The organism is Sorangium sp. So ce363 (assembly GCF_051520435.1).
Classification (GTDB): Bacteria; Myxococcota_A; Polyangia; order Polyangiales; family Polyangiaceae; genus Sorangium; species Sorangium cellulosum_B.
Genome location: NZ_CP150333.1, coordinates 3073687 through 3093656 on the forward strand (window position 1 = coordinate 3073687; position 19970 = coordinate 3093656).

Annotated in this window: 14 protein-coding genes; 4 read left to right on the plus strand and 10 right to left on the minus strand. The window is 70.6% G+C overall.

All coding sequences use genetic code 11. The features are described from left to right. Positions 1 to 174: 174 nt before the first annotated feature. On the plus strand, positions 175 to 2181 hold the full coding sequence (locus WMF12_RS11950; protein ID WP_437870823.1) for an amylo-alpha-1,6-glucosidase: 2007 nt from the start codon (positions 175 to 177) through the stop codon (positions 2179 to 2181). Between the two features lie 8 nt (positions 2182 to 2189). On the opposite strand, the gene WMF12_RS11955 is transcribed toward WMF12_RS11950, so the two are convergent. The 7 genes from WMF12_RS11955 to WMF12_RS11985 all read right to left on the minus strand — a co-directional run bounded on the left by WMF12_RS11955 (position 2190) and on the right by WMF12_RS11985 (position 9479). Continuing rightward, positions 2190 to 3071 (minus strand): hypothetical protein, encoded by an 882-nt coding sequence (locus WMF12_RS11955; RefSeq protein ID WP_437870824.1) that lies wholly within the window; start codon positions 3069 to 3071, stop codon positions 2190 to 2192. A 162-nt stretch (positions 3072 to 3233) separates the two neighbouring features. Then, positions 3234 to 4745 carry a pyridoxal phosphate-dependent decarboxylase family protein gene (locus WMF12_RS11960; protein WP_437870825.1) on the minus strand — a complete coding sequence of 504 codons (1512 nt, stop codon included), beginning with the start codon at positions 4743 to 4745 and terminating at the stop codon, positions 3234 to 3236. A 161-nt stretch (positions 4746 to 4906) separates the two neighbouring features. Beyond that, positions 4907 to 5395 (minus strand): SsrA-binding protein SmpB, encoded by a 489-nt coding sequence (gene smpB / locus WMF12_RS11965; RefSeq protein WP_437870829.1) that lies wholly within the window; start codon positions 5393 to 5395, stop codon positions 4907 to 4909. A 1142-nt stretch (positions 5396 to 6537) separates the two neighbouring features. After that, the gene (locus WMF12_RS11970) at positions 6538 to 7434 is read right to left on the minus strand and encodes an STAS domain-containing protein (RefSeq protein WP_437870831.1); all 897 of its coding nucleotides are present in this window, start codon (positions 7432 to 7434) and stop codon (positions 6538 to 6540) included. Between the two features lie 307 nt (positions 7435 to 7741). Continuing rightward, positions 7742 to 8584 (minus strand): BPTI/Kunitz domain-containing protein, encoded by an 843-nt coding sequence (locus tag WMF12_RS11975; RefSeq protein ID WP_437870833.1) that lies wholly within the window; start codon positions 8582 to 8584, stop codon positions 7742 to 7744. A gap of 286 nt (positions 8585 to 8870) precedes the next feature. Beyond that, the gene (locus WMF12_RS11980; RefSeq protein ID WP_437870839.1) at positions 8871 to 9242 is read right to left on the minus strand and encodes a cupredoxin domain-containing protein; all 372 of its coding nucleotides are present in this window, start codon (positions 9240 to 9242) and stop codon (positions 8871 to 8873) included. 12 nt (positions 9243 to 9254) lie between these two features. Next, positions 9255 to 9479: a pyrroline-5-carboxylate reductase dimerization domain-containing protein gene (locus tag WMF12_RS11985; protein ID WP_437870846.1), complete on the minus strand. Its 225-nt coding sequence runs from the start codon at positions 9477 to 9479 to the stop codon at positions 9255 to 9257. A gap of 27 nt (positions 9480 to 9506) precedes the next feature. On the opposite strand from WMF12_RS11985, the gene WMF12_RS11990 reads away from it, so the two are divergent. The 3 genes from WMF12_RS11990 (at position 9507) to WMF12_RS12000 (ending at position 13869) form a co-directional block, all read left to right on the plus strand. After that, positions 9507 to 10406: a hypothetical protein gene (locus WMF12_RS11990; RefSeq protein ID WP_437870850.1), complete on the plus strand. Its 900-nt coding sequence runs from the start codon at positions 9507 to 9509 to the stop codon at positions 10404 to 10406. A 55-nt stretch (positions 10407 to 10461) separates the two neighbouring features. Beyond that, positions 10462 to 11163 (plus strand): DUF4336 domain-containing protein, encoded by a 702-nt coding sequence (locus tag WMF12_RS11995; RefSeq protein ID WP_437870855.1) that lies wholly within the window; start codon positions 10462 to 10464, stop codon positions 11161 to 11163. Between the two features lie 147 nt (positions 11164 to 11310). Further along, entirely contained in the window at positions 11311 to 13869 is a 2559-nt protein-coding gene (locus WMF12_RS12000) for a substrate-binding domain-containing protein (protein WP_437870860.1), read from the plus strand. Between the two features lie 48 nt (positions 13870 to 13917). On the opposite strand, the gene WMF12_RS12005 is transcribed toward WMF12_RS12000, so the two are convergent. From WMF12_RS12005 to WMF12_RS12015, 3 genes are all read right to left on the minus strand, one after another. Beyond that, the gene (locus WMF12_RS12005; protein WP_437870865.1) at positions 13918 to 14934 is read right to left on the minus strand and encodes a sugar-binding protein; all 1017 of its coding nucleotides are present in this window, start codon (positions 14932 to 14934) and stop codon (positions 13918 to 13920) included. Between the two features lie 441 nt (positions 14935 to 15375). After that, complete coding sequence (locus WMF12_RS12010; RefSeq protein ID WP_437870869.1) at positions 15376 to 16470, minus strand: hypothetical protein; 1095 nt, start codon at positions 16468 to 16470, stop codon at positions 15376 to 15378. 198 nt (positions 16471 to 16668) lie between these two features. Further along, on the minus strand, positions 16669 to 19962 hold the full coding sequence (locus WMF12_RS12015) for a beta-propeller domain-containing protein (protein ID WP_437870875.1): 3294 nt from the start codon (positions 19960 to 19962) through the stop codon (positions 16669 to 16671). Between the last annotated feature and the right edge of the window lie 8 nt (positions 19963 to 19970).

A 19970-nucleotide genomic window follows, 5' to 3' on the forward strand; every position in this document is an offset into this window, starting at 1 on the left:
ACGCCGGCGCGCCGGTCGCTGCCTGTCGTCGGCGAGCGATAGCGCGTCGCGGGGGGGGCAACATGGTGTCGGGAGGGATCGGCCGATAGCGAGGCCGACCGAGGGTCCGTCGGCGAATTCGAGGGTTGCGTCGAGCCGGTTCGGTAGGCGATAGAAGTCCCGGAGGAGGAGCGCATGGTCGGGATGGGGAGGGAGATCTGCGGCGACCTGGGGATCGCCGAAGAGCGCGAGTGGCTCGTCACCAACGGCATCGGCGGCTATGGCTCCGGGACGGTGGCCGGCTCGCTCACGCGCGGCTACCACGGGCTGCTCGTCGCCGCCCTCCGGCCGCCCGTCGATCGGCGGCTGATGCTGGTCAAGCTCGACGAGACCGTCACCTACCGCGGCGCGGCGTGGGACCTCGCGACCAACCGCTGGGCGAGCGGCGCCGTCGCGCCGAGCGGCTTCGTCAACATCGAGCACTTCGCGCTCGAGGGCTCGATCCCTTGCTGGCGCTACGCCTGCGCCGACGCGCTGCTCGAAAAGCGCGTCTGGATGGAGCACGGCCAGAACACGACCTACGTCGCTTACACCGCGCTCCAGGCGCGCGAGCCGTTGCGCCTCACCGCGCGCGCCATCGCCAACAACCGCGTCTTCCACAACACAGGCACCGTCGCGTGGCCGGCCGAGGTCAGCGCCGCTTCGGGCGGCGTCCGCGTCGTCACGGCCGGCGACGCGCTGCCGCTGTTCCTCAAGCTGGAAGGCGGCGCGGCCACCCCCGCGACGGAGCTCTACCGCGGCTTCGCGCTCCCGGCCGAGACGGCGCGCGGGCTCCTCGACCGCGACGACCACCTCCACGTCGCGACCTTCGAGGCGACCCTCCTGCCCGGCGAGACGGTGGTGTTCCTCGCCGCCGCCGGAGATGACACCACCGCTGTCGATCGGGAGGCCCTCCCGCGCCGCCGCGCGCGCGATCGGGCCCTCCTCTCGGCGTGGAGCGGGGCGCGGCCGTCGGGCACGGCCGCCGCCCCCGGCTGGGTCTCGCAGCTCGTCCTCGCCGCCGACCAGTTCGTCGTGGACCGCGCGCAGACCCCCGGCGGCAGCCCCGGCAAGAGCGTCATCGCCGGTTATCCTTGGTTCGAGGACTGGGGCCGCGACACGATGATCAGCCTCCCCGGCCTCGCGCTCTCGACAGGACAGGCGAGCATCGCCGCGCCGATCCTCCGCACGTTCGCCGCCTTCGTGGATCAGGGGATGTTGCCCAACCGGTTCCCCGACGGCGCCGCGCACCCCGAATACAACACGATGGACGCCACGCTCTGGTACTTCCAGGCCATCCGCGCCTGTCACGAGGCGACCGGCGACGACGGGCTCCTGCGCGATCTGTTCCCGGTGCTGCGGGAGATCGTCGACTGGCATATCCAGGGCACGCGTTATGGGATCCAGGTTGACCCGGGCGATGGCCTGCTCCGCGGCGGGCAGGATGGCGTCCAGCTCACCTGGATGGATGCCAAGGTCGGCGATCGCGTGATCACGCCGCGCATCGGCAAGCCGGTCGAGATCAACGCCCTCTGGTACAACGCGCTGCGGGCGATGGTCGCCTTCGCCGCCCGCCTCGGAGAGCCCGCCGAGCCGTATCAGGGGATGGCGGCGAGGGCCCTCGCGTCCTTCGAGCGCTTCTGGAACGCCGCCGCGGGCTACTGCTACGATGTCCTCGACGGGCCCGCCGGCGCCGAGGCGGCGCTCCGGCCGAACCAGCTCTTCGCCGTGTCGCTCCCCCAGAGCCCGCTCTCCCCCGAGCGACAGCGCGCCGTGGTCGACGCGTGCGCGCGGGCGCTCCTGACCTCACATGGGCTGCGCTCGCTCGCCCCGTCGGATCCCGCGTATCACGGGTTCTACGGCGGCGATCAGGAGCGCCGCGATTCCGCTTACCATCAGGGCATGGTGTGGGCCTGGCTCATCGGCCCGTTCATCGAGGCGCACCTCCGCGTTTATGGCGATCCCGACGCAGCCCGCCGGCTGCTCGCGCCGATGGGCGACCACATCAATGCCGCCGGCCTCGGCTCGATCAGCGAGATCTTCGATGGTGACGCCCCCTTCGCGCCGCGCGGCTGCATCGCTCAGGCGTGGAGTGTCAGCGAGGTGCTCCGCGCCTTCACGCTCCTCGACCAGGCGGCGTCGCCCAGAGCTCTATCCCCGTGAGATCTTGATTAGTCGCCCTTGCAGACGTCGGCGCAGGTGCCCGTCGCATCACTGCACGTGAAGGACGCGCAGTCCGAATCGGCGGAGCAGGGCGCGCCGGCGGCGCCGAGCGGCGCGCACGCGGCGCCCTCGCACGCCGTGCCGGCCGCGCAGTCTTCGTCCGACGCGCATAGGCCGCCCGCCTGCTCGCGCGCCTGGCACGTCCCGTCCTGGCTACAGCGAAGCTCCTCCTGGCAGTCGAGGCTTCCCTTGCACGACTCCCCCATGGCGAGCCGTGGTGCGCACGTCCCGGCGTCGGGCGGTGAGGGCTGGTCGCACCGGAGCGCCTCGTCGCAGTCGAATCTTGACGAGCATGGCTCTCCGGCCGCCGCCCTCGCTTTGCACGCCGACGTCGACTGCCCGCTCGCGTCGACGGTGTGCACGCAGCGGTCCCGGGCGCAGTCCCAGTTGTTGCCGCACGTCCCGCCCTCGGGCACGGAGCCGTCCCACGCATCGCGGCAGGACGGCGTGAACTCGGCGTTCACCCCCAGAAGCACGCCCAGTACTTCAATTTCGGCACAGGGGGCCGCGTGCACCTCGGCGAGGCACGCCTCCGCCTTCTCCGGGACGAAGGTGCCCTTCACCTCGCCTCCGCTGCTGACGGCGACGAGGATCGCTTCGAGCTGCGAGGCGCACGCGTCGGCGGAGCTCGCGTCCAGGCCATGCGCGGCCCGGGTCGCCGCGTCGCAGCACGCGAACGTGCGGTCGCAGAGGGCCTTCGCATAGCTGGAGAGGAAATCGCTTCCTGTCCGCGCCGGCGCCTCGTCGTCCCCGCATCCGGGCGCGGCGGACATCGCGACGGCGACGGCCGATAGGAGCGTTGCGAGCAAGACAGATCGATGCTTGCGCATGAAGAACCTCCTTGGCCCGATCGTAAAGGGATCGCCGGAGCCAAGCCAGCGTGAGTGCCATGACAAGCTTCGGAATCTTCTCGCCGGTGGGTGTCGAGATGGTTGGCTGTTACACGAGACCGAGCTGAGCCAGCGCCGGGCGAGCGCGTCTGTTGCGCCCCTTCAGTCGTCGTCCGCTCCTCCGCGCTGATCGCCGCCGCGCGCGGGCGAAAGCGGCCCGTCGCGGAGCTCTTCCAGCACCTCGGCGAGGCTCGACGCAATGTCGGCGAGCCCCGCGTTCACCCGGTCCGCGTGCGTCCTGAAGCTCAGGATGCACATCCGCAGCAGGAACCGCCCCCCGGCCACCACCCCCGTGAGCAGCACCCGCTGCTTCGCGTTCACCCGCGCGAGGAGGCGCCGGTTCAACGCGTCGAGCGCCGGCCCGTCGTCGACGCCGGGCGGGCGCGCCCTGAAGGCGAGGAGCGACAGCTCGGGCTCCGCCACGACCTCGAGCTGCGCCATCTGCCGGAGCGCGTCGGCGGCGCCGCGCGCGAGCGTGAGCTTCTCGTCGAGCTCGGCCCGGAAGACGGAGGCTCCATGCATCTTCAGCGGCAGCCACACCCGCATCCCGCGCGCGTCGCGCGACAGCTCGGGGCTGATCTCGCAGAAATCCACGAGATCGTCCTCTGACTGCATCGGCGGCATGTACGACGCCGAGAGCGCGTGCGCGCGCCGCAGCGCCTCGCGATCGCGCACCGCGAGGCAGCCTGTCCCGTACGGCAAGAAGAGGCTCTTGTGCGGGTCCAGCGTCACCGAATCGGCGCGCTCGATCCCCCGCATCGCCGCGCGCCCTCGCTCGGTGAGCGCGAAGAAGCCGCCGTACGCCGCGTCGACGTGCAGCCAGAGGCGCTCGGCCTCGGCGAGGCCGGCGAGGGCGGGCAGATCGTCGATCGCGCCGGTGCCGGTCGTGCCCGCGGAGGCGACGAGGAGGAAAGGCGAGAGGCCGCGCGCCCGGTCGCGCGCGACCGCCTCCGCCGCCGCGTCGGTCCGCATGCGAAAGCGCCCGTCCACCGGGATCTCGCGCACCGCCTCCGGCGGAAAGCCGGCGAGGAGCGCGGCCTTCGTCACCGAGTGGTGCGCTTCCTCCGAGGCATAGAGGGTCCCTCGCAGGAAGTCCGGCGGGAGGCGCTCGCGGCGCGCGGTGATCACCGCGACGAGGTTCGCGAGCGAGCCGCCCGTCGTGAGGATCCCCCCGGAGCCCTCGGGCAGGCCGAGCATGGCGCAGAACCAGGCGATCACGTTCGCCTCGATCTGCACGAGCAGGGGGGCGGCCTGGAAGACGCCCACGTACCTGTTCACCGCGTCCGCGATCAGATCGGCCACGGCCGCGTGAAAGAGCCCGCCGCCCGGGATGTACCCCATGTAACCGGGGGACGCCGTGTTCAGGCTCATCGGGATGAGCTTGCCGAAGAGCTTCCGGAGGAGCTTTTCATAAGGCACGCCGCGCTCCGGCAGCGGCTCGCGGAGCGAGCGCGCGACCCGCTTGCCTCCCCGCGTCGCGTGCATCGGCTGCTCCGGCAGGCTCTCGATGTGCTGGACGATGCGGTCCATCGCGAGCTCGACCATCTCGCGCATGGCGTCGCCCGGCAGCTCGAGCGGGTGGGGGCCTGACGGCGGGCGTTTCGGGCGGGCCAACGCGCGCCATCCTACGTCATCGCGCGCTCCACGGCGGGCGGCGTTTCGGGCGAAAACGTCGCGAAAACGTTCAGAGACGTCCAGCGAGGCGAGCCGCCTCGTCAGGGGGCGCCGGCTGCGATCGACGCCTGAGCTGGGTCCTCTGCGAGCTCGCCGGAGCGTCACGCGCGTCCGTACCACCGCTGCCCGTGCACCTCCACGGCGCGCATCTCGCGCTCGGCGTCTTGCTCCTTGATGGTCTCGCGCTTGTCGTGGCTCTTCTTCCCCCTCGCCAGCGCGATCTCGACCTTGGCCAGACCGCTCTTGAAGTAGAGCCGGGTGGCGACGGCGGTCATCCCCTCGCGGGCGATCGACAGGTCGATGCGCTCGATCTCGCGCCGGTGGAGGAGGAGCTTGCGCGCGCCCTTCGGCACGTGGCCGAAGGCGGCGCTGGCCATCGCGGCGATGCTCACGCCGTGCAAGAACACCTCGCCCCGGAGGACCGTGCAGAACGAGTCGGTCAAGTCGGCCTTGCCGGCGCGAAGCATCTTCACCTCGCTCCCTTTCAGGACGATCCCCGCCTCGAAGCGGTCGCCGAGGTCGTAATTGAAGCCTGCGCGCTTGTTGCGCGCGATGAGGGTCTCGCCAGGCCTGGCCTTTTCCTTCGGCACGAGGGCATCTTAACACGACACCGCCCGCGCCCCGGCGATCACGGAGCCGCGCACGCCACCCTGCGCGGCTGCCTCGAACAGCGCTGCGCGCACCGGAGCGCCCCCATTTCGGCGGCCCCTGTCAATCGCAGCGGCAGTAGAGGCACCCAGGGTGGTGCGGACCGGTTCCGCAATATCCAGCCCACCCGGTATTGCTGCACGTGCAGGGGTCATGAGGGCGGAGACAGTTGTCCAGCTTGCACGACTGGTCTGGCGCTTCGAACGGCGAATCAACGCTCGGGGTGTCCGCCGATGCGCCGTTCGCCGGAGCTTGGGCGGATGCCAGGTTGTTCGCCGCCGGCTCCTCCATGTGTGCTGCGCGGCCCGCGGCGCCCATCCCTATCGAGGAGAGAAGCGCCACAATTGAGATGATCCATCGATTGTTCATGGTCAAATCTCCTGCGCACGGCGTTTGTCGCTCATCGGTGTGCGCGATGGGAAACGTCGATAAATGCCGCATTTCAGCGACGAGCGCGCCTCATCGACGCTTAGCAAATTGAGCGATGGCTCCCTGGCCGCAAGTGACCGCGCGAGCGCGGAGGGGGTCCGAGCGCGGATCGAGAGGGCAAAAGGGCTCCGCCGGGAAGACAGGGAGGAACCACGCGGACCATTTGTCGCAAATTGGCGATGCCACAGCGCAACCTCAGCGTCGCTCGCTTCCTCATTCGCGCAAAGCGAGGTGATCACGCCCGGCTCGGGCAGCTCGATGTCGAAGTTCAGAACCGGCCGCCGAGCGCCGCGCCAGCGCCCTGGCACCAAGCGCCACGGCTCCCCGCTGAGCGTTCACCGACGACTTTCGCCTCGGGGGCGACCGTTGCCGAGGGGAGTGGTCGAATTTGAACATGAAGGCGAGAAGGCGAGAAGGCGGGAAGAAAAGAACAATGATCTTCCTGCTTTCTCGCCTTCATGTGAGCTCTCTCCGGGCCAATGTGACCACTACCGGGCCGTGGCGCGGCTACGCGCGCGCCCTCCCAGCGATCACCACACGCCGGTGAGGGGGACGTCGCCGGAGGCCGAACTGGAGGGCGCGGTCTGCGCCGTCCCAGCCGTTGCCGTTCATGTCGAGGAGCCGTGCGACATCGGGTCGAGGCTAGCAGGGGGCGTCATGGCGGGGACGGCGACGAGGCTCCCGGGCTCGTCGCGGTGGCGAACGCGATCCCGCTCTGCAGATCGCGGCGGGTCACGATGCCTGCGAGATCGATGTCGAGGCGGACGATCGCCTGGGACACCTCGGGCCGGATGCCTGTCAGGACGACCTGCGCCCCGAGCAGCCGGACCGCCCGCGCCACCTGCAGGAGGGCGCTCGCCGAGCCTGTGTCGATGTCCGGCACGCCCGTGACGTCGATGATCGCCACCCGCGCCTGCCGCTCGACCACCTTGCCCAGCAGGTTCTCCATCATCTGCTGCGCCCGCGCCGCGTCCAGCGCGCCCACCAGCGGCAGCACGAGGACGCCCTGGCGGATGGGCACGATGGGCGCCGACAGCTCCAGGAGCGTCTTCGCCTGCATCCGGAGCTTGTCCTCGAGCTGCTTTCGCTTGGTGATCACCTCCGAGAACAGCACGATCCCGCCGATCTCGCCGGTCGTCGTGTGCCACGGGAAGATCCTCCAGCTCCCCCATTCGACGTGCCCGTCGGCCCGCGGGAAGGGCTCCTCGTCATTCCCTTCCGAGGCCCCTGCGAGGCAGCGCTGGTGGATCGCTTTCCAGTGCTCGGGCATGTCGGGGAAGATCTCGTAATGGCTCCGACCGAGGACATCTTCTTCGCGCAAGCCGAAATCCGCCAGGTGGCGGTGACTGACCAGGATGTAACGCATATCCCGATCGAACATGGCAAACGCGGCCGGTGTGTAGGTGACGAAGAGGCGCACATGCTCCTCGCTCCGGCCCAGCGCAGCGCGGAGGTGATCCCGCTCTTTGTCCGCCTCCTCCAGCTCCCGGATGCGCTGCCTCAGGCGCTCGTTCTCTGCAATGACATCCTTGTGATCCGATTCACAGTTCATCCGTGCCCCTTGCTCTCTCCTGACCTGTATACCAAAAGCAGTGGAACCTCACAGGTCGTGCGCGGAGGCCAGCAGCAGGCGCTCGCCGGACGGAGCGGCGTGGGGGGCGCCCTGATCGACGACCTGACCCAGGACGCCACCCCGCGTGCGCCGAGGAGCTGCGCGCCTGCCTCCTCCCTGGCCGGGCGCTGACACGCGCCGGCGGGCTCAACGCCGGAGCCTGCTGGTCCACATCGGCGCGGTCCCGTTGCGGCACGCCGCTGGCGGTGAGCACGGGGCGCGAAGGAGATGAACGAATACCGGCCGATCAGGGCGTCTCGGAGAGCCGCGGCGTACACCTGCCCTCCGAGCACACCGCCGTCATTCCCTCCGGATACACGGGCGCGCAGGGAGGGCACGCGACGATCTCTTCGGGGCAAACGAGGGCGCCGAGATCCCCGCTCTGGTTGAGCGCGACGATGCCTTTCCCGTCGCACGACTCGCAGCACCCGACGCCGTCGCGCAGGGCGCAGTCCGCGTCTTTCGTGCATTCCGTCAGCGGGGATTCGCGCACGTCGACGACGACGCAGCGCCCGCCATCGCATGTGGCGGCGAAGTACTGGGAGGTGCTCTCGGCCTCGCCGACCTCCGGGCATCGCTCGCACTGCGTGTCCCCGCACCCGCTGGCATTCCAGAAATCCGACACCGCGTCGCGGTGGAGGGCGACGAACGCGCTGGCGTCGACCGGGTCGCAGGAGGCGCAGCAGCGCGGCGGCGCGAGGACGCAATCGCCCGGCGCCGAGCATGCATCCATGTCCGTGGTGGTGCCCTGACAGGTCTCCAGGCACGCCGCGAGCGACTCGAAGCGGTTCGCGTTGCCCTCGCAACCACCATAGGTGAACGGAACACACTCGCCGGTGCTGGGGTCGTGCCAGTAGCTCGGGATCGCCGCGTCGCAGGGGCCGGTCTCCTGCGGCAGCGTGCAACGGTCCGGCGATTCGCCGCCGGCGCCGCTGCTCGCGGCCGAGCCGCCGCCGCTGCCAGCGACCGAGCTGCTGGAGCCGCCGCCGCTGCCCGCGACCGGGCCCCCGCCGCCCGGGCCCCCGCCGCCCAATCCGCCGTCGTTCCCCGCGCCGCTGCAGCCCGCCGCGAGCAGGAGAGAAGTGAGCAAGCCCAGACCGAGGGACAAGCGCCGGTACATTCCAAGGACATCGCAATCGGCGCGCCGTCGGTCACCTGAGCATAAGACAATCGATCGTAGGAGTTGCATCCGGAGTCGATGGCATGTCAGGCGGTGGTGTGCCAGGCGACGCTGCGCGCCGTGACGACGTGATCGAGGTGCGGCGCGCCCCTCTCCGGAGCGCCGCCTACGTGGAGGTACCGTGTCCCACCTGTCGACCGACCCGCCGGCCTGAGGGCTCGCTCGCGGTGAGCCAGAGATCGCTTCCCTCTGCTGCTCACTTCCTCGGCGCGACGGCGATCGTGCCCTTGATCATCCCCATGCCGCACTGGAATTGGAGCTCCCCTGCCTTCAGCTCGGGGAGGTCGATGGTCACCGGCTGTCCGGTCGGCAGCTCCTTGCGGATACCGAGGCTCGGGAAGACGACCTCCTTGGTGCAGCCGCCGCTGTCGTGTCGGACGAGCCGGAGCTGCAGCCGCTCCCCCTCGATCGCGGCGATCTTGTCGGGCACGAAGGCGCCGTGGACCATGATCTCGACCACGCGAGGGCCCTTCTGTGGCTCGGCGCTCGCGGGCTGAGAGCAGCCGAGCGCGGAGGCGACCGAGGTGATGCCGAGCGCGATCGAGAAGATTGCGTGCGTGACCTTCATGAGAAGCTCCTTTCAGGTGCCGCGGGAAGACGCGCGGGTCTCCGTCGCATTACAGCGGGCGACGCCGATGGGCTCGACGAAGGCGGCCTGCATTGCGTGGCGGCCGAGCGTCTCGATCGTCGCGGCGGTGGTGCCGCCCCTGGGCGTCACGCGCTCGCGCAGCTGCGCCGGGCCCTCGTCGGGGAGATTGACTTTCGGAGCGCGTTTGGGTTTCCTGGCCCCATAGCCGGGCGACACTGTCCCGACCCAGGGGGAGGCGACGTCTTGCCGTACCGCGACAAGCTGGATGCTGCTTCGGGCACGGGGAAGCTGATCACGGTCCGCCGCTACCTCGATCCGGTCGCGGCCCAGATGGACAGCACGCTGCTCTCGGCCAACGGCATCGAGTCCCACGTGTTCGAGGCGGCGAGCTACAACCCGATGCTGAGCGGCGCCGCCGGCGGCACGCAGCTGCAGGTGCGCGAGGGCGATCTCCAGCGCGTGGAGAGGCTCCTCGAGGTCCACCCCGGGGAGTCGGCCAGCAACGACGACGAGGAGGCCGCCGGGGTCCGCTGCCCGCGCTGCGAGCTCCCCTACTGCTTCCACGAGCGCCTGCGCCTCGAGGGCTCGAGCGCCGCCACGGCGCTCTCGATCCTCGCCGCGCCGCTCATGCTGTTCCTGCCGAGGCGCTGGCACTGCCACAAGTGCGGTCATGTCTGGGACGATCCGAAGGAAGGGCCCGCCGCGATGACGAAGCTCGAGGAGGGCGATCCGCGGCCGGTCTTCCGCCTGCGGCGCGCGCACTCGGGCATGGGCCTGTTCCTCGGCCTGCTCGCGGGCTTCTGCGGGGCGATCCTGGTCGCGGCCGCCCTGCCGCGCGGCGCCGGTGGGGAGCTCGCCTTCGCCGTGCTCCTCGGGGCGCCCTTTGTCGGCTGGGCCGTCGGTCACTGGTGGCAGTACGATCTCTGCTCCGAGCCGGGCTGCCGCACGGCGCTGACGTCCGATCGGAGCGAGTGCCCGCGCTGCGGCGGCGCCATCGCCGGCGTCGTTCGGTCGGCTGACGAGCACCACGCGGCGGCCGCGGATTTCCGGCGCGAGCTCAGCGCGCTGCGGGCGGCGGACCGGGCGCGCGAGGGCGAGAAGAAGAAGAGAAGGAAGAATCGGCCAGCCGGCGCCGCCGGGTGAGGACGAACGGCCCTTGCCCCTCGAACGCCTTGGCCGCTTGGAGGATGTCGCCCGCATGCCTGACAGCGCTCTCACCGCCGTCGTCGATGACACGATCTGGACCCTGGACCGCCCCGTGTGGTTCAGCGGGGTACGGATGCGCGCCCGCACAACGGTCGTACGCCTCGAGGACGGCAGTTTGCTCCTGCACACCCCGGCCCCTCCCACCGATGCGCTGGCAGAGCAGCTACGCGCCCTGGGCCCCGTGCGCTGGCTCTTGGTACCCAACTGCTGGCATCATCTCGGGACACCCGCGGCGGCGGCCTATTTCCCCGAGGCGCGCGTCGTGGGACCGGCGTCGGCGCGGAGCAGGAACAAGGCGCTGAGACTCCACATGGATATCCACGACGCCCAGTTCGGCGAGCAGGTCCCCGAGCTCGAGGCCTTGCCGCTTCGGGGCGTGCCGTTCTGGGACGAGACAGTGCTCTACCATCGGCCGACGCAAACCCTGCTGGGCGCAGACATCGTCCTTTGCGCCTGCGCCAAGGACCACTGGACTTTGCGTTATGCCGCGCGCCTCACTGGCTTCTACGAGCGGGTGCGCGTTCCTCCCGACGCCAGAAAGAAGATCCCGGATAAGACCGCGGCCGCGCGCTCCATCCGCGCCATGCTGGAGCGACCGGCCCAGCGTCTCATCGTGGGGCATGCCGAGGTCATCGAAGAAGGTTGGCGCGACGGCCTCGCAGGAGCCTGGCGACTGGAGGGCGTGGAGGTGTAAGTCGGGCGGCAACGCTCCGTTAGCGAGCCCACGCGCGGACGAGCGGCGTCCGAGGCGGCTCGGTCATCCCTTGACAAGGTGCCGTTCGATCACGCCCACTGGTGTACGTCCGCGCCGTCGTGGGGGTGTTGCGGGGACGTGAGGCGCATGGTCACCGGTCTCGATCTTCATGCAACGCTGCATCGCATCGTGACGGACGCCGTGGGCGCCGTGCCCTCCGCGCAGCGAGCGAGCCTCCTGGCCCGGGACGGGGAGCAGCTGGTCTACAAGGCCTCTGTCGGCCTCGCTGGCGTGCTGGCGAGCCCGCAGGAGGTCGCCGGCGGCGCGGTGCCGGCCACCGTGATCGCGACGCTCTCGACGCTCTCGACGCTCTCGACGCTCTCGACGCTCTCGACGCTCTCGACGCTCTCGACGCTCTCGACGCTCTCGACGCTCTCGACGCTCTCGACGCCTGATTCCGCGGACAGCCCTCGGGTCATCGCGGCCGCCGACTGGTACCGCGAGCTCCTGCCGGGCGCGTCGGCGCTGCACCTCGTGCCCGCGGGCGCGGTCGTGGTCCTCACCCCGGTGCACGTGCAGGGACAGACGATCGGCGTGCTCGCCGTCGAGCAGCCGGGCGGGCAGGCGCCTTCCGGCGAGGGCTGGGCGCGGCTCCGCGCGCTGGCCGCGAGCGCCGGCGCGGCGCTGGAGCGGCGAGAGCTCTACAACGACAAGGCGCGGTCGGCCCAGGAGGTGCGCGTGCTCGAGGGGGTGCTGAACGCGGTGGCCGCGCGGACCAGCACGCACGAGCTCGTCGAGATGATCTCGAAAGGCATCAAGAGCGTGCAGCTCGGGCCGCAATGGCGCTCCGTGCACCTCGTCCTGCTGAGCGACGCTCCCTCCGGGGGCGCGCGCGGCGACGCCGCGGCCCGCGAGATCCGCGTCTACCACGTCCCCCACCGATCGCCGCTGGCGTTCTGGAACAACGTGCGTGACGGCGCCCTCATCGCTGGGCGCAGCGTCGGCATCCACGTAGACGTCCGCAACGCCCCCGCCCACAGCGCCGTCGAGCAGCGCGGGATCCTCGAGGACGCCATCGACCGGGGCGTGCACGGTATCGCCGTGGCGCCGATCACCCCGGAGGTCCTCGAGCCGGCGATCCGCCGGGCGGCGCAGGCCGGGGTCCCGGTGGTCACGATCGACACGCCGCCCGCCGAGGGCAGCTGCGCTCAGGCCTATATCGGCACCGACAACGTGGCGGCAGGGCGGCTCGCCGCGGAGATGATGGCCCGGCTGCTCCCGGGCGGAGGCAAGATCGGCGCGCTGACGTTCTGGCTCAGCGCCATGAACAGCCGCGAGCGCATCGAGGCGTTCCGTGCGGCGGTTTCGGGCACGCGCGCGCCCTTCGACCTGCAGCCGCCGGCAGAGGACCGGTTCGACATCGAGCTCGGGATGCGGATCGCCCGGGAAGCCGTGCAGACCGGAGGAATCGCCGGCGCCTTCGGCGTCTGCGCCGAGAACGGCCTGTCGTGGGGCGCGGCCGCGAGGGCGCTGGGGCGGGCGGGGGAGCTCAAGATCGTCGCCTTCGATCTGCTCACGGACACGCTCGAGATGCTCCGGGAAGGGACCATCCACGCCGTCCTGGTCCAGCGCGAGCACGAGATGGGCTACCGCGCGGTGCGGGTGCTCCACGACATAATATCGAAGGGCGTCGAGGCGGCCCTGGCCGGGCTGCCCGCGCGCGCCGGCTCCGGGGGAGGGTCCGCGCTGCGCTTCATCGACACCGGCATCGACGTCGTGACCATCGAGCGCACGCCCTGGTCGCTCCCCCTCTCCGACTACCTGCCTCTGGACGCGAACCGCAAGGCGGCGAAGCGGAGGGAGCAGCTCCCCTACGAGAGCCGCGCGAAGGAGCTCCTCCTCGTCACGGTGGACGCGGGGAACGAGGGGTACCGCGAGGAGCGAGCCCCCCTCGACGCGAGGTCGATGGTCGGGCGGGTGCTGAGCACCGCCCGGCCGATCATCGTCGACACGCACTCGAGCGAGCTCCACGACGCGCCCGATGTCGTCGAGGCGCGCGGGAAGGGGGCGCATACCCTGGTCGGCGTCCCGCTGCTCGCCGGCGGGTCCGCCTTCGGCGCCCTGGTCCTGGAGAGCGGGCGCCGGGCGGCGTGCTCGCTCGACGATCTCACGATGATCGAGCGCATCGTCGACACGATGGCCGTGGCGATCGAGAACGCGCGGCTCGTCCACCGGATCACCGAGCGGACCCATGAGCTCGAGCGCGCGAACCGGCACCAGGAGTCGCTGCTCGACACGATCCGCGAGCTCTCGAGCCCGGTCGTGCCCATCGCGCGGAACATCCTCGTGATGCCGATCGTCGGGACGATGGACGCGCAGCGGTCGGGCCGCTTCATCGAGTCGATGCTGCAGGACATCACCGAGCACCACGCGCGCGTGGTGCTGGTCGACGTCACGGGGATGGCGGTCGTCGACGCCGCGTCGGTGGAGCACCTCCTGCGGGCGGCGCGGGCGGCGCGGCTGCTCGGCGCCGAGGTCGTGCTCGTCGGCGTCACGCCGGCGGCGGCGCGGCTGATGGTGGAGCAGGGGGTGGACCTCGGGAGCGTCATCACCCGCTCGACCCTGGAGCTCGGGTTCGCTTACGCGCTGTCGAAGACCGGCGGCCAGATCGTCTATCGCCGCTCACCGCACCCTCAGCCCTTCTGAGCCGAGCCGATACGGGGCGGCGAGGAGTCGGACCGCCGGGGGACCGGGCTACTTCTTCATCTTGGCGAGCGTGGCCCTGAACTGCGCGACGTTCTCCTTGTTGATCACGTCGACCCCGGTGTCGATCACCTTGCTCGGGGGGATGGCGGCGATGGCCGCGTCGCCCTCGGTCGCGAGGCGGTGGAGCCACTTGCTCCCCAGATAACCGAACTGGAACGGCTTCTGCACGACGGTGCAGGCGACAGTGCCGTTCTCGATGCCGGCGAGCGTCGCGTCCTCCTCGTCGAACACGGCCGGCTTGACCTTGCCCTTCTTCCCGAGCGCCTCGACGGCGGCGACGATGGCCGGCCCATTGTACGACCAGAGGCCGGTCGCGACGTCGAGGTCCGGGTGGGCGTTGATGATGTCCTCCACGTTCGTGCGCGCCTTGGCGAGATCGGTGTTGTCCTCGCGCTTGTCGACGAGCTGGATGTTGTGGGGTGTGACCACGTCCTGAATGCCCTTGAGGCGCTGGGCCGCGTTGTCGACAGCGAACATGCCGACGAAGGCGGCCATCTTCCCGCCGTTCGGCAAGAGCTTCACGATCTCGTTGCCGAGCACCTTGCCGGCCTCGTAGTTGTTCGTGCCGATGTAGAGCAGCCGGTTCGATTTCGGGGCGTCGGAGTCGAACGTGATCAGCTTGACCTTCTCCGCGACCTTGTTGAGCACGGTCACCTGATCGTCCGGCGCCAGGACGCTCACGCCGACGGCGTCGTAGCCCTGGCTGGCGAGGCTCTCGAGGATCTGGTTCTGCTCCGTGGGCGTGCTGACCTGCGGCACCTTGAGGTCAACTTGGATCTTGGCCTCTTGCTCGTACTTGTGCACGCCGGCGAACGCGATCTTCCAGAAGTCGCTGGAGCCGTTCGTCACGAACGCGACCTTGATTACCTTGGCCGTGGCTTCTTTGCCGTTGCCTTTGCTGCTGACCTCGCCCCGACCTCCCTGATCGCAGCCTGCGATCGACGCCATCGACAGCATGGTGAACGCCGCACATGCGAGCTTCCAGAGACCCTTCTGATGCTTCACGGCAGCTCTCCTCGGTTCGTCCGCGCGAAGCGTGCGTCGAGACGACGTCGCTGCTCCGCGACAGCGGTGATGCCCCGGAGCGATGTTAGCGACTCACCTCGCCGATGTCGCGCCTCGCGTGAACGACCCGGGCCGAGCACCGAGGTGACGCGCAGGTTCATCGGTTCCGGCACGGTGCGAGCGTGTGCGAGTCCACCAGATCTGGATAACGAGTGAGGCGAGGCACATTGTGCCTACAAACCAGGTGGATGCTTTTGCGGGCCGTCTGCTCGCGGGGGGATCCGGCCGCGGTGATGCTGAATCGATCGCTTTGGGGATGATTCGCTGTTCCCCGGCAGCGAGCCGACGCGAGCGGCGGGCTCGACGTTCGGCCTGAGCTTGCTCACCTCTCCGGTGCCACCGGTAGCCCGAGCAGCCGACCGAGCGCCTCGTGAACCGATACTAGCCGGAGCGCCCGAACAGGCTCAGCAACCGCCTGAGCAGCCCCGGCTTCGCGGTCGGCGCGTTCGCCGCCGGCGCCGGCGCCGCCTGGTCGCGGCGTGCTGACCTCGGCGCCGCATCGCGGGGCTTCGCCACGGCGGCGTCACGGGGCTTTGCTGCAGCGGGAGGCGCTCCGGGCTCCTCACGGCCGGCCTCCACGCCCTGGTCCGCGGTGGGCTCGGCCGCGCGGCTCGGTGCCTGCTTCGCTGCCTTCTTTTCGGCCCGCGCCTGGACTCTGGCCTTCATTGCCTCCTTGGCGGTGAGCGCGGGCTTCTTCTTCCGCGGGAATGCGGCGCTCGGCGGAGGCACCCACACGGCGTCCCGGCGCGGCTCGGGGGTCGCCGTCGTCTCCGGCGCCGGCGCCACGCCGCGCGTCTCGGCGGGCTGCGGCTGCCGCGACGCCCTGGAGGCGTTGGCCTCTCCCGCGGCGGGCGCGCGCTTCGCCTCGGCGAGCGCGGCGTTGCGCTCCGCCTCGCTCTGCGCGGGGTCCGCGGCGGCGGCAGCGCGCTGCTCTCGCGTGGCGGCGCCCGGCGCTGGATGGGCCGCGGGCGCGCGGGTCTGGGTAGCGCCCCCGGCGCCTGTCCGGCCGCGCGGCGTCGCCCCATCCCGCGCCCCCCTGGGCTTGTCCGGCGAGCGGCGCTCGGCCGCGATGCCGTCGCGCGCCCCGCGCTCGGCCGGGCCGCTGTCGCGTCCTGCGCGCTCCGCCGGCCCGCGCTCGCGCGCTCCACGGTCGGCAGGTCCGCGCTCCGCTGGCCGCGCCGAGCGCCGCGGCGGCGGCTCCTGCGCGGGCGCTGGCGTGCGCGGCCGGCGCATGTCGATGACCCGCGGCGGCCGCGATCGAGCCGGCGCAGCGGCGGCGGGCGCAGCGGCGGCCGGCGCTGCCACGGCGTCTTCCGCGCTCGCTGCGCCCGCCGTCGTGGTCGTCGTCGTGCCGCCGGAAGAGGCCTCAGCGCCCGCCTCCGCCGGCTCTCCGGCGGCTTCCGTCGCGCGATCCTCGATGGGCTCCGGGCTCTCCGGTTGCCCCTCCCCGTTTTCCGCTGTGCTTTGCTCGACCATGGGGCTCCTCCATAGCGTTGTCGGGCGCTCCGCGAAACCGGATCTCACCGCCTCGCACGCGCGGCCTGCGCGGTGCGTAGCGTTCGAAGAGGGAAAAGAGGGATGAGGCGGCCGCGCCGCGCGAAGCTGCGCGCCGCGTGCCATTGCGGCAAGCCGGCCCGGTGCGCTCGGCCCCGGCCGGCTTGCCCAGCGGCCCGGCTACTCGCCCAGGTAGGGGACGAGGTTGACGGTCTCGCGATCGAGCTGGTGAATCCCGAAGCGGCCGGCGGCGAACAGGACCTCCTCGCCGCTGGTCACGAACCTCTCGGGCCAGCCCCAGAGCGGGAAGAACGCCTGTGCCTTCGGCGCCTCGGGCTCCTCGAGGGAGATCGCCAGGGCGCCGCCGGGCACCTCGAAGAGCGCCCGCATGTCGGCCGTGTGGCGCAGCGACGCCCACGAGGCGAGTCGGACGGTGGAGAGCACGTCGAACTCGGGGATCGCGGGGTCCTCGTTCTCGTTCTCCGGCTCGGGCGGCGGCGCCTCACCCGCCGGCGAGAGCGTGGTCAGCTTCTGGTTGGGATCCCAGCCAGCGTACCACCCGCTGCTCGGACGCCAGATCAGGCTGTGGGACAGGACGGGCAGCCCGCGGCCATCGATGGAGATCGCGTTGACCTGGCGGTCCGGGAACTTCTGGTACTCCTGCAGGTACGCGAGCCCCTCGTGCACCTCGAGCCGCGCGATCGCCGTCTCGATGAACTGCTGGCCCCACACCCTGTCGCTCGCGTAGATCGACGCGCCCTGGATCGCGAGCACCTCGCCGGGCACGTTGATCCCCGGATCGAGCGCCGGCTGCGACGGGTTGGTCAGGTCGAGGTGCGTGAGGAAGTACTGCGTGCGCGGGCGCGGATCGTCCGGCGCGCGGCCGCTGATCGAGCGCTTGATGTTGAAGTAGAGCTCCCCGTCGTCGTTGAGGACGTTCACGGTCTCGTTGTCGTCCGGCAGCGCGACGGCCGGCGCCACGGTCGGGTGGTCCGGGTCGGAGAGGTCGACCACGTGGATCTCGATCTGTGCCCAGCTGCGGCGCGGGACGTACTCATAACAATACGTCGACGTGATCCCCACGATGTCGTTCCGGTCGACCTCGACCGGCGTGCAGCTCGTGTCCGCGCCGGGGTGGTCCGTGCACTCGGCGAACCCGCCGTTGCAGTACTCCTCGCCGCCGATGTTGCGGCACGTCCGCTCTCCGGCCATGTACGTGCAGCCTTCCTGCCCGAAGCAGCCCGGATCCTCGACCGAGTTGGTCCGGCACGCCCAGCCGACCCCGAGGTCCTCGGAGTGGCCGATGACGCGCAGGAAGGCGAGGGCATCGCGCGCGGGGTGCACGGTCGAGAACGAGCTCCCCCCGCCGTAGTAGCCGCCCGTGGCGGGGAGATCGCTCGTGTCGAGCGTGCCCGCCCGCCGCGGCGCGGTCGGGTCGGACAGGTCGATCACCTCGAGGTGGGTCACCTTGCCCACCCAGTTCTCGAAGGTGGTGGTCAGCGACACGAGCAGATCGCCCACCTGATGGAGCTCTGCGTCGGCCGGCAGATCGAAGGTGGCGATCGGCTGCGCGAGCTGGGTGAGCCCGGCGCTCGGCACGACCTCCGCCTTGACCTTCCGGTTCTCGGCGGGGGTCCAGTAGAGATCGTAAGGCATCTTCACGCGGACGCGGTGCTCGCCGAACGCGAAGACCTTCACATAATCCGGGGCGAGATCGAGGTGTCCGAGCTTCTCGGGCGTGTCGAGCTTGTCCTGCGCGTAGAGGGTGAGCTCCTCATCGGAGACGTTCGCGGTGGCGATGTCCTCGGCGCGGAACGTGCGGCGCGCGGGGGTCCCGTGCTCCATCACGCCGCGGCGGGTCAGCGTGGTGTCCGAGAAGGTGAAGATCTGCACGCCGGAGAACGGCCGCCGGGTGTTGTCCACGACCCTGCTCGCGGAGAACGGGAGCAGCACGAGGCCCGTCTCGGGCTCTCCGGTCGCCGCCACGGCGTCCACCGCGTCGTCGAGCACGGTGAACGCGCGGTGATCCCAGTCGGCCTCGGACCAGCTCCAGCCCTGGGCGCCGCCGTCGATCTCGGCGCGCGCCACCAGGGGATCCTGGCTCGTCAGATCGGTGATGTCGTAGAGGCTGGCCGCGAGCTGCCGGCCGTTCTGGTCGTTCACGCCGATCCCGATCAGGCGGGTCGCGCCGAGGACCGGGCGGAAGAAGTTGTTCCACCCGGACACGATGAACTCGCTCTCCTCGGTGACGTTCCCGCTCGGATCGATGGAGAAGGCGTGGAAGGGATCCTGGCGCCGGTAGGTGACCGCGAACGCCCTGTCGTCCAGGAAGATGGCGCCGTAGAGCGACTGTTCGGCGCCGAACTCCTCGCTGTCGATCGGCACGATGTTGTCGGGATCGGCCGCGTTCCACGTCTCGAGGTAGCTGGGCGTCCCGTCGGCCCACTGCGGACCGGAGAAGACCCGAAGCATGTTGTCGCGGAAGTCCATGTGGAACTGGGAGCGCACGTAGCTGGCCGTGCTCACGCTGTCGCGCAGCACCATCGACCCGTCGCGGTTCGAGATGTCGATGATCGAGATCTCGCTGGGATCCTGCGACCAGCTGCCGCCGTTGCGCGCCACGAGGAGCACGTCCGCCTCCGCGTGGATGGCGGTCACGGTGTCGCCGAGCTCGATCTCGCTGCGCGGGGCGAGCGCGTCGGCGCCGACGTCGAAGCTCCGGACGAGGGTCTTGTTGACCCACTGGAACTGCCCGGGGTTGATCTCCTCGAGCTCCGAGCCGTTCGAGGCGATGTAGAGCGAGCTCGCGCTCTCGCCGCGCGCGAGGCGGCTCGTCATGATGGCGCCCGTGACCGGGTATTGCGACAAGAGCTTCGGCGCGGCGCGGTCGGCGATGTCGATGAACAGCACGGTCCCGCCGGTCCGCCGCTCCACGGTGAGGCCGTCGGCCTTGAGCTGGTAGCCGGCCCAGTCGTTCAGGAGCACGACCGCGCGGTCGCCGACGACGTACATCTCGACCGGGGTGCCGGCGATCTGCATCTGGCCGAGGAACTTCGGGTCCGACGGGTCCTGGATGTCGATGACCTGCAGGCCGCGGAAGGTGTTGAGGTTGAGGATCTGCCCGCCGCCGAGGACGCGGTAGATGTCGCCTTCCTCGAGCTCGCGGCTCTCTTCCTCTTCCTCCTCCTCCTCTTCCTCTTCTTCTTCCTCCTCGCCGAGGTACCCCTCGGTGAACGGATCATCGGCCGACACGAAGTCGGTGGGCCCCTCCGGGGTCTCGGGCTCCTCGGGCTCCTCGGGCTCCTCGGGCTCTTCCTTGGGAGGATCCGGCTCCTCCTCCTCGGGCGGAGGGTTCTCGTTCTCTTCTTCGGGTGGGGTCTGCTCCTGGGGCTCGGGCTTGTTGTCGTCGCTCCCGCATCCCTGTCCGAGCAGCAAGAGCAGCGCGGCCATCACGCTGGCCTGCGCTGACAGCACACCTCTGA

Bases quoted from the DNA above. Each gene is read 5' to 3' on its own strand.
- WMF12_RS12010 (WP_437870869.1), bottom strand. From the start codon at position 16,470: ATGGTCGAGCAAAGCACAGCGGAAAACGGGGAGGGGCAACCGGAGAGC.
- WMF12_RS11995 (WP_437870855.1), top strand. From the start codon at position 10,462: ATGCCTGACAGCGCTCTCACCGCCGTCGTCGATGACACGATCTGGACC.
- WMF12_RS12000 (WP_437870860.1), top strand. From the start codon at position 11,311: ATGGTCACCGGTCTCGATCTTCATGCAACGCTGCATCGCATCGTGACG.
- WMF12_RS11950 (WP_437870823.1), top strand. From the start codon at position 175: ATGGTCGGGATGGGGAGGGAGATCTGCGGCGACCTGGGGATCGCCGAA.
- WMF12_RS11980 (WP_437870839.1), bottom strand. From the start codon at position 9,242: ATGAAGGTCACGCACGCAATCTTCTCGATCGCGCTCGGCATCACCTCG.
- WMF12_RS11970 (WP_437870831.1), bottom strand. From the start codon at position 7,434: ATGAACTGTGAATCGGATCACAAGGATGTCATTGCAGAGAACGAGCGC.
- WMF12_RS11955 (WP_437870824.1), bottom strand. From the start codon at position 3,071: ATGCGCAAGCATCGATCTGTCTTGCTCGCAACGCTCCTATCGGCCGTC.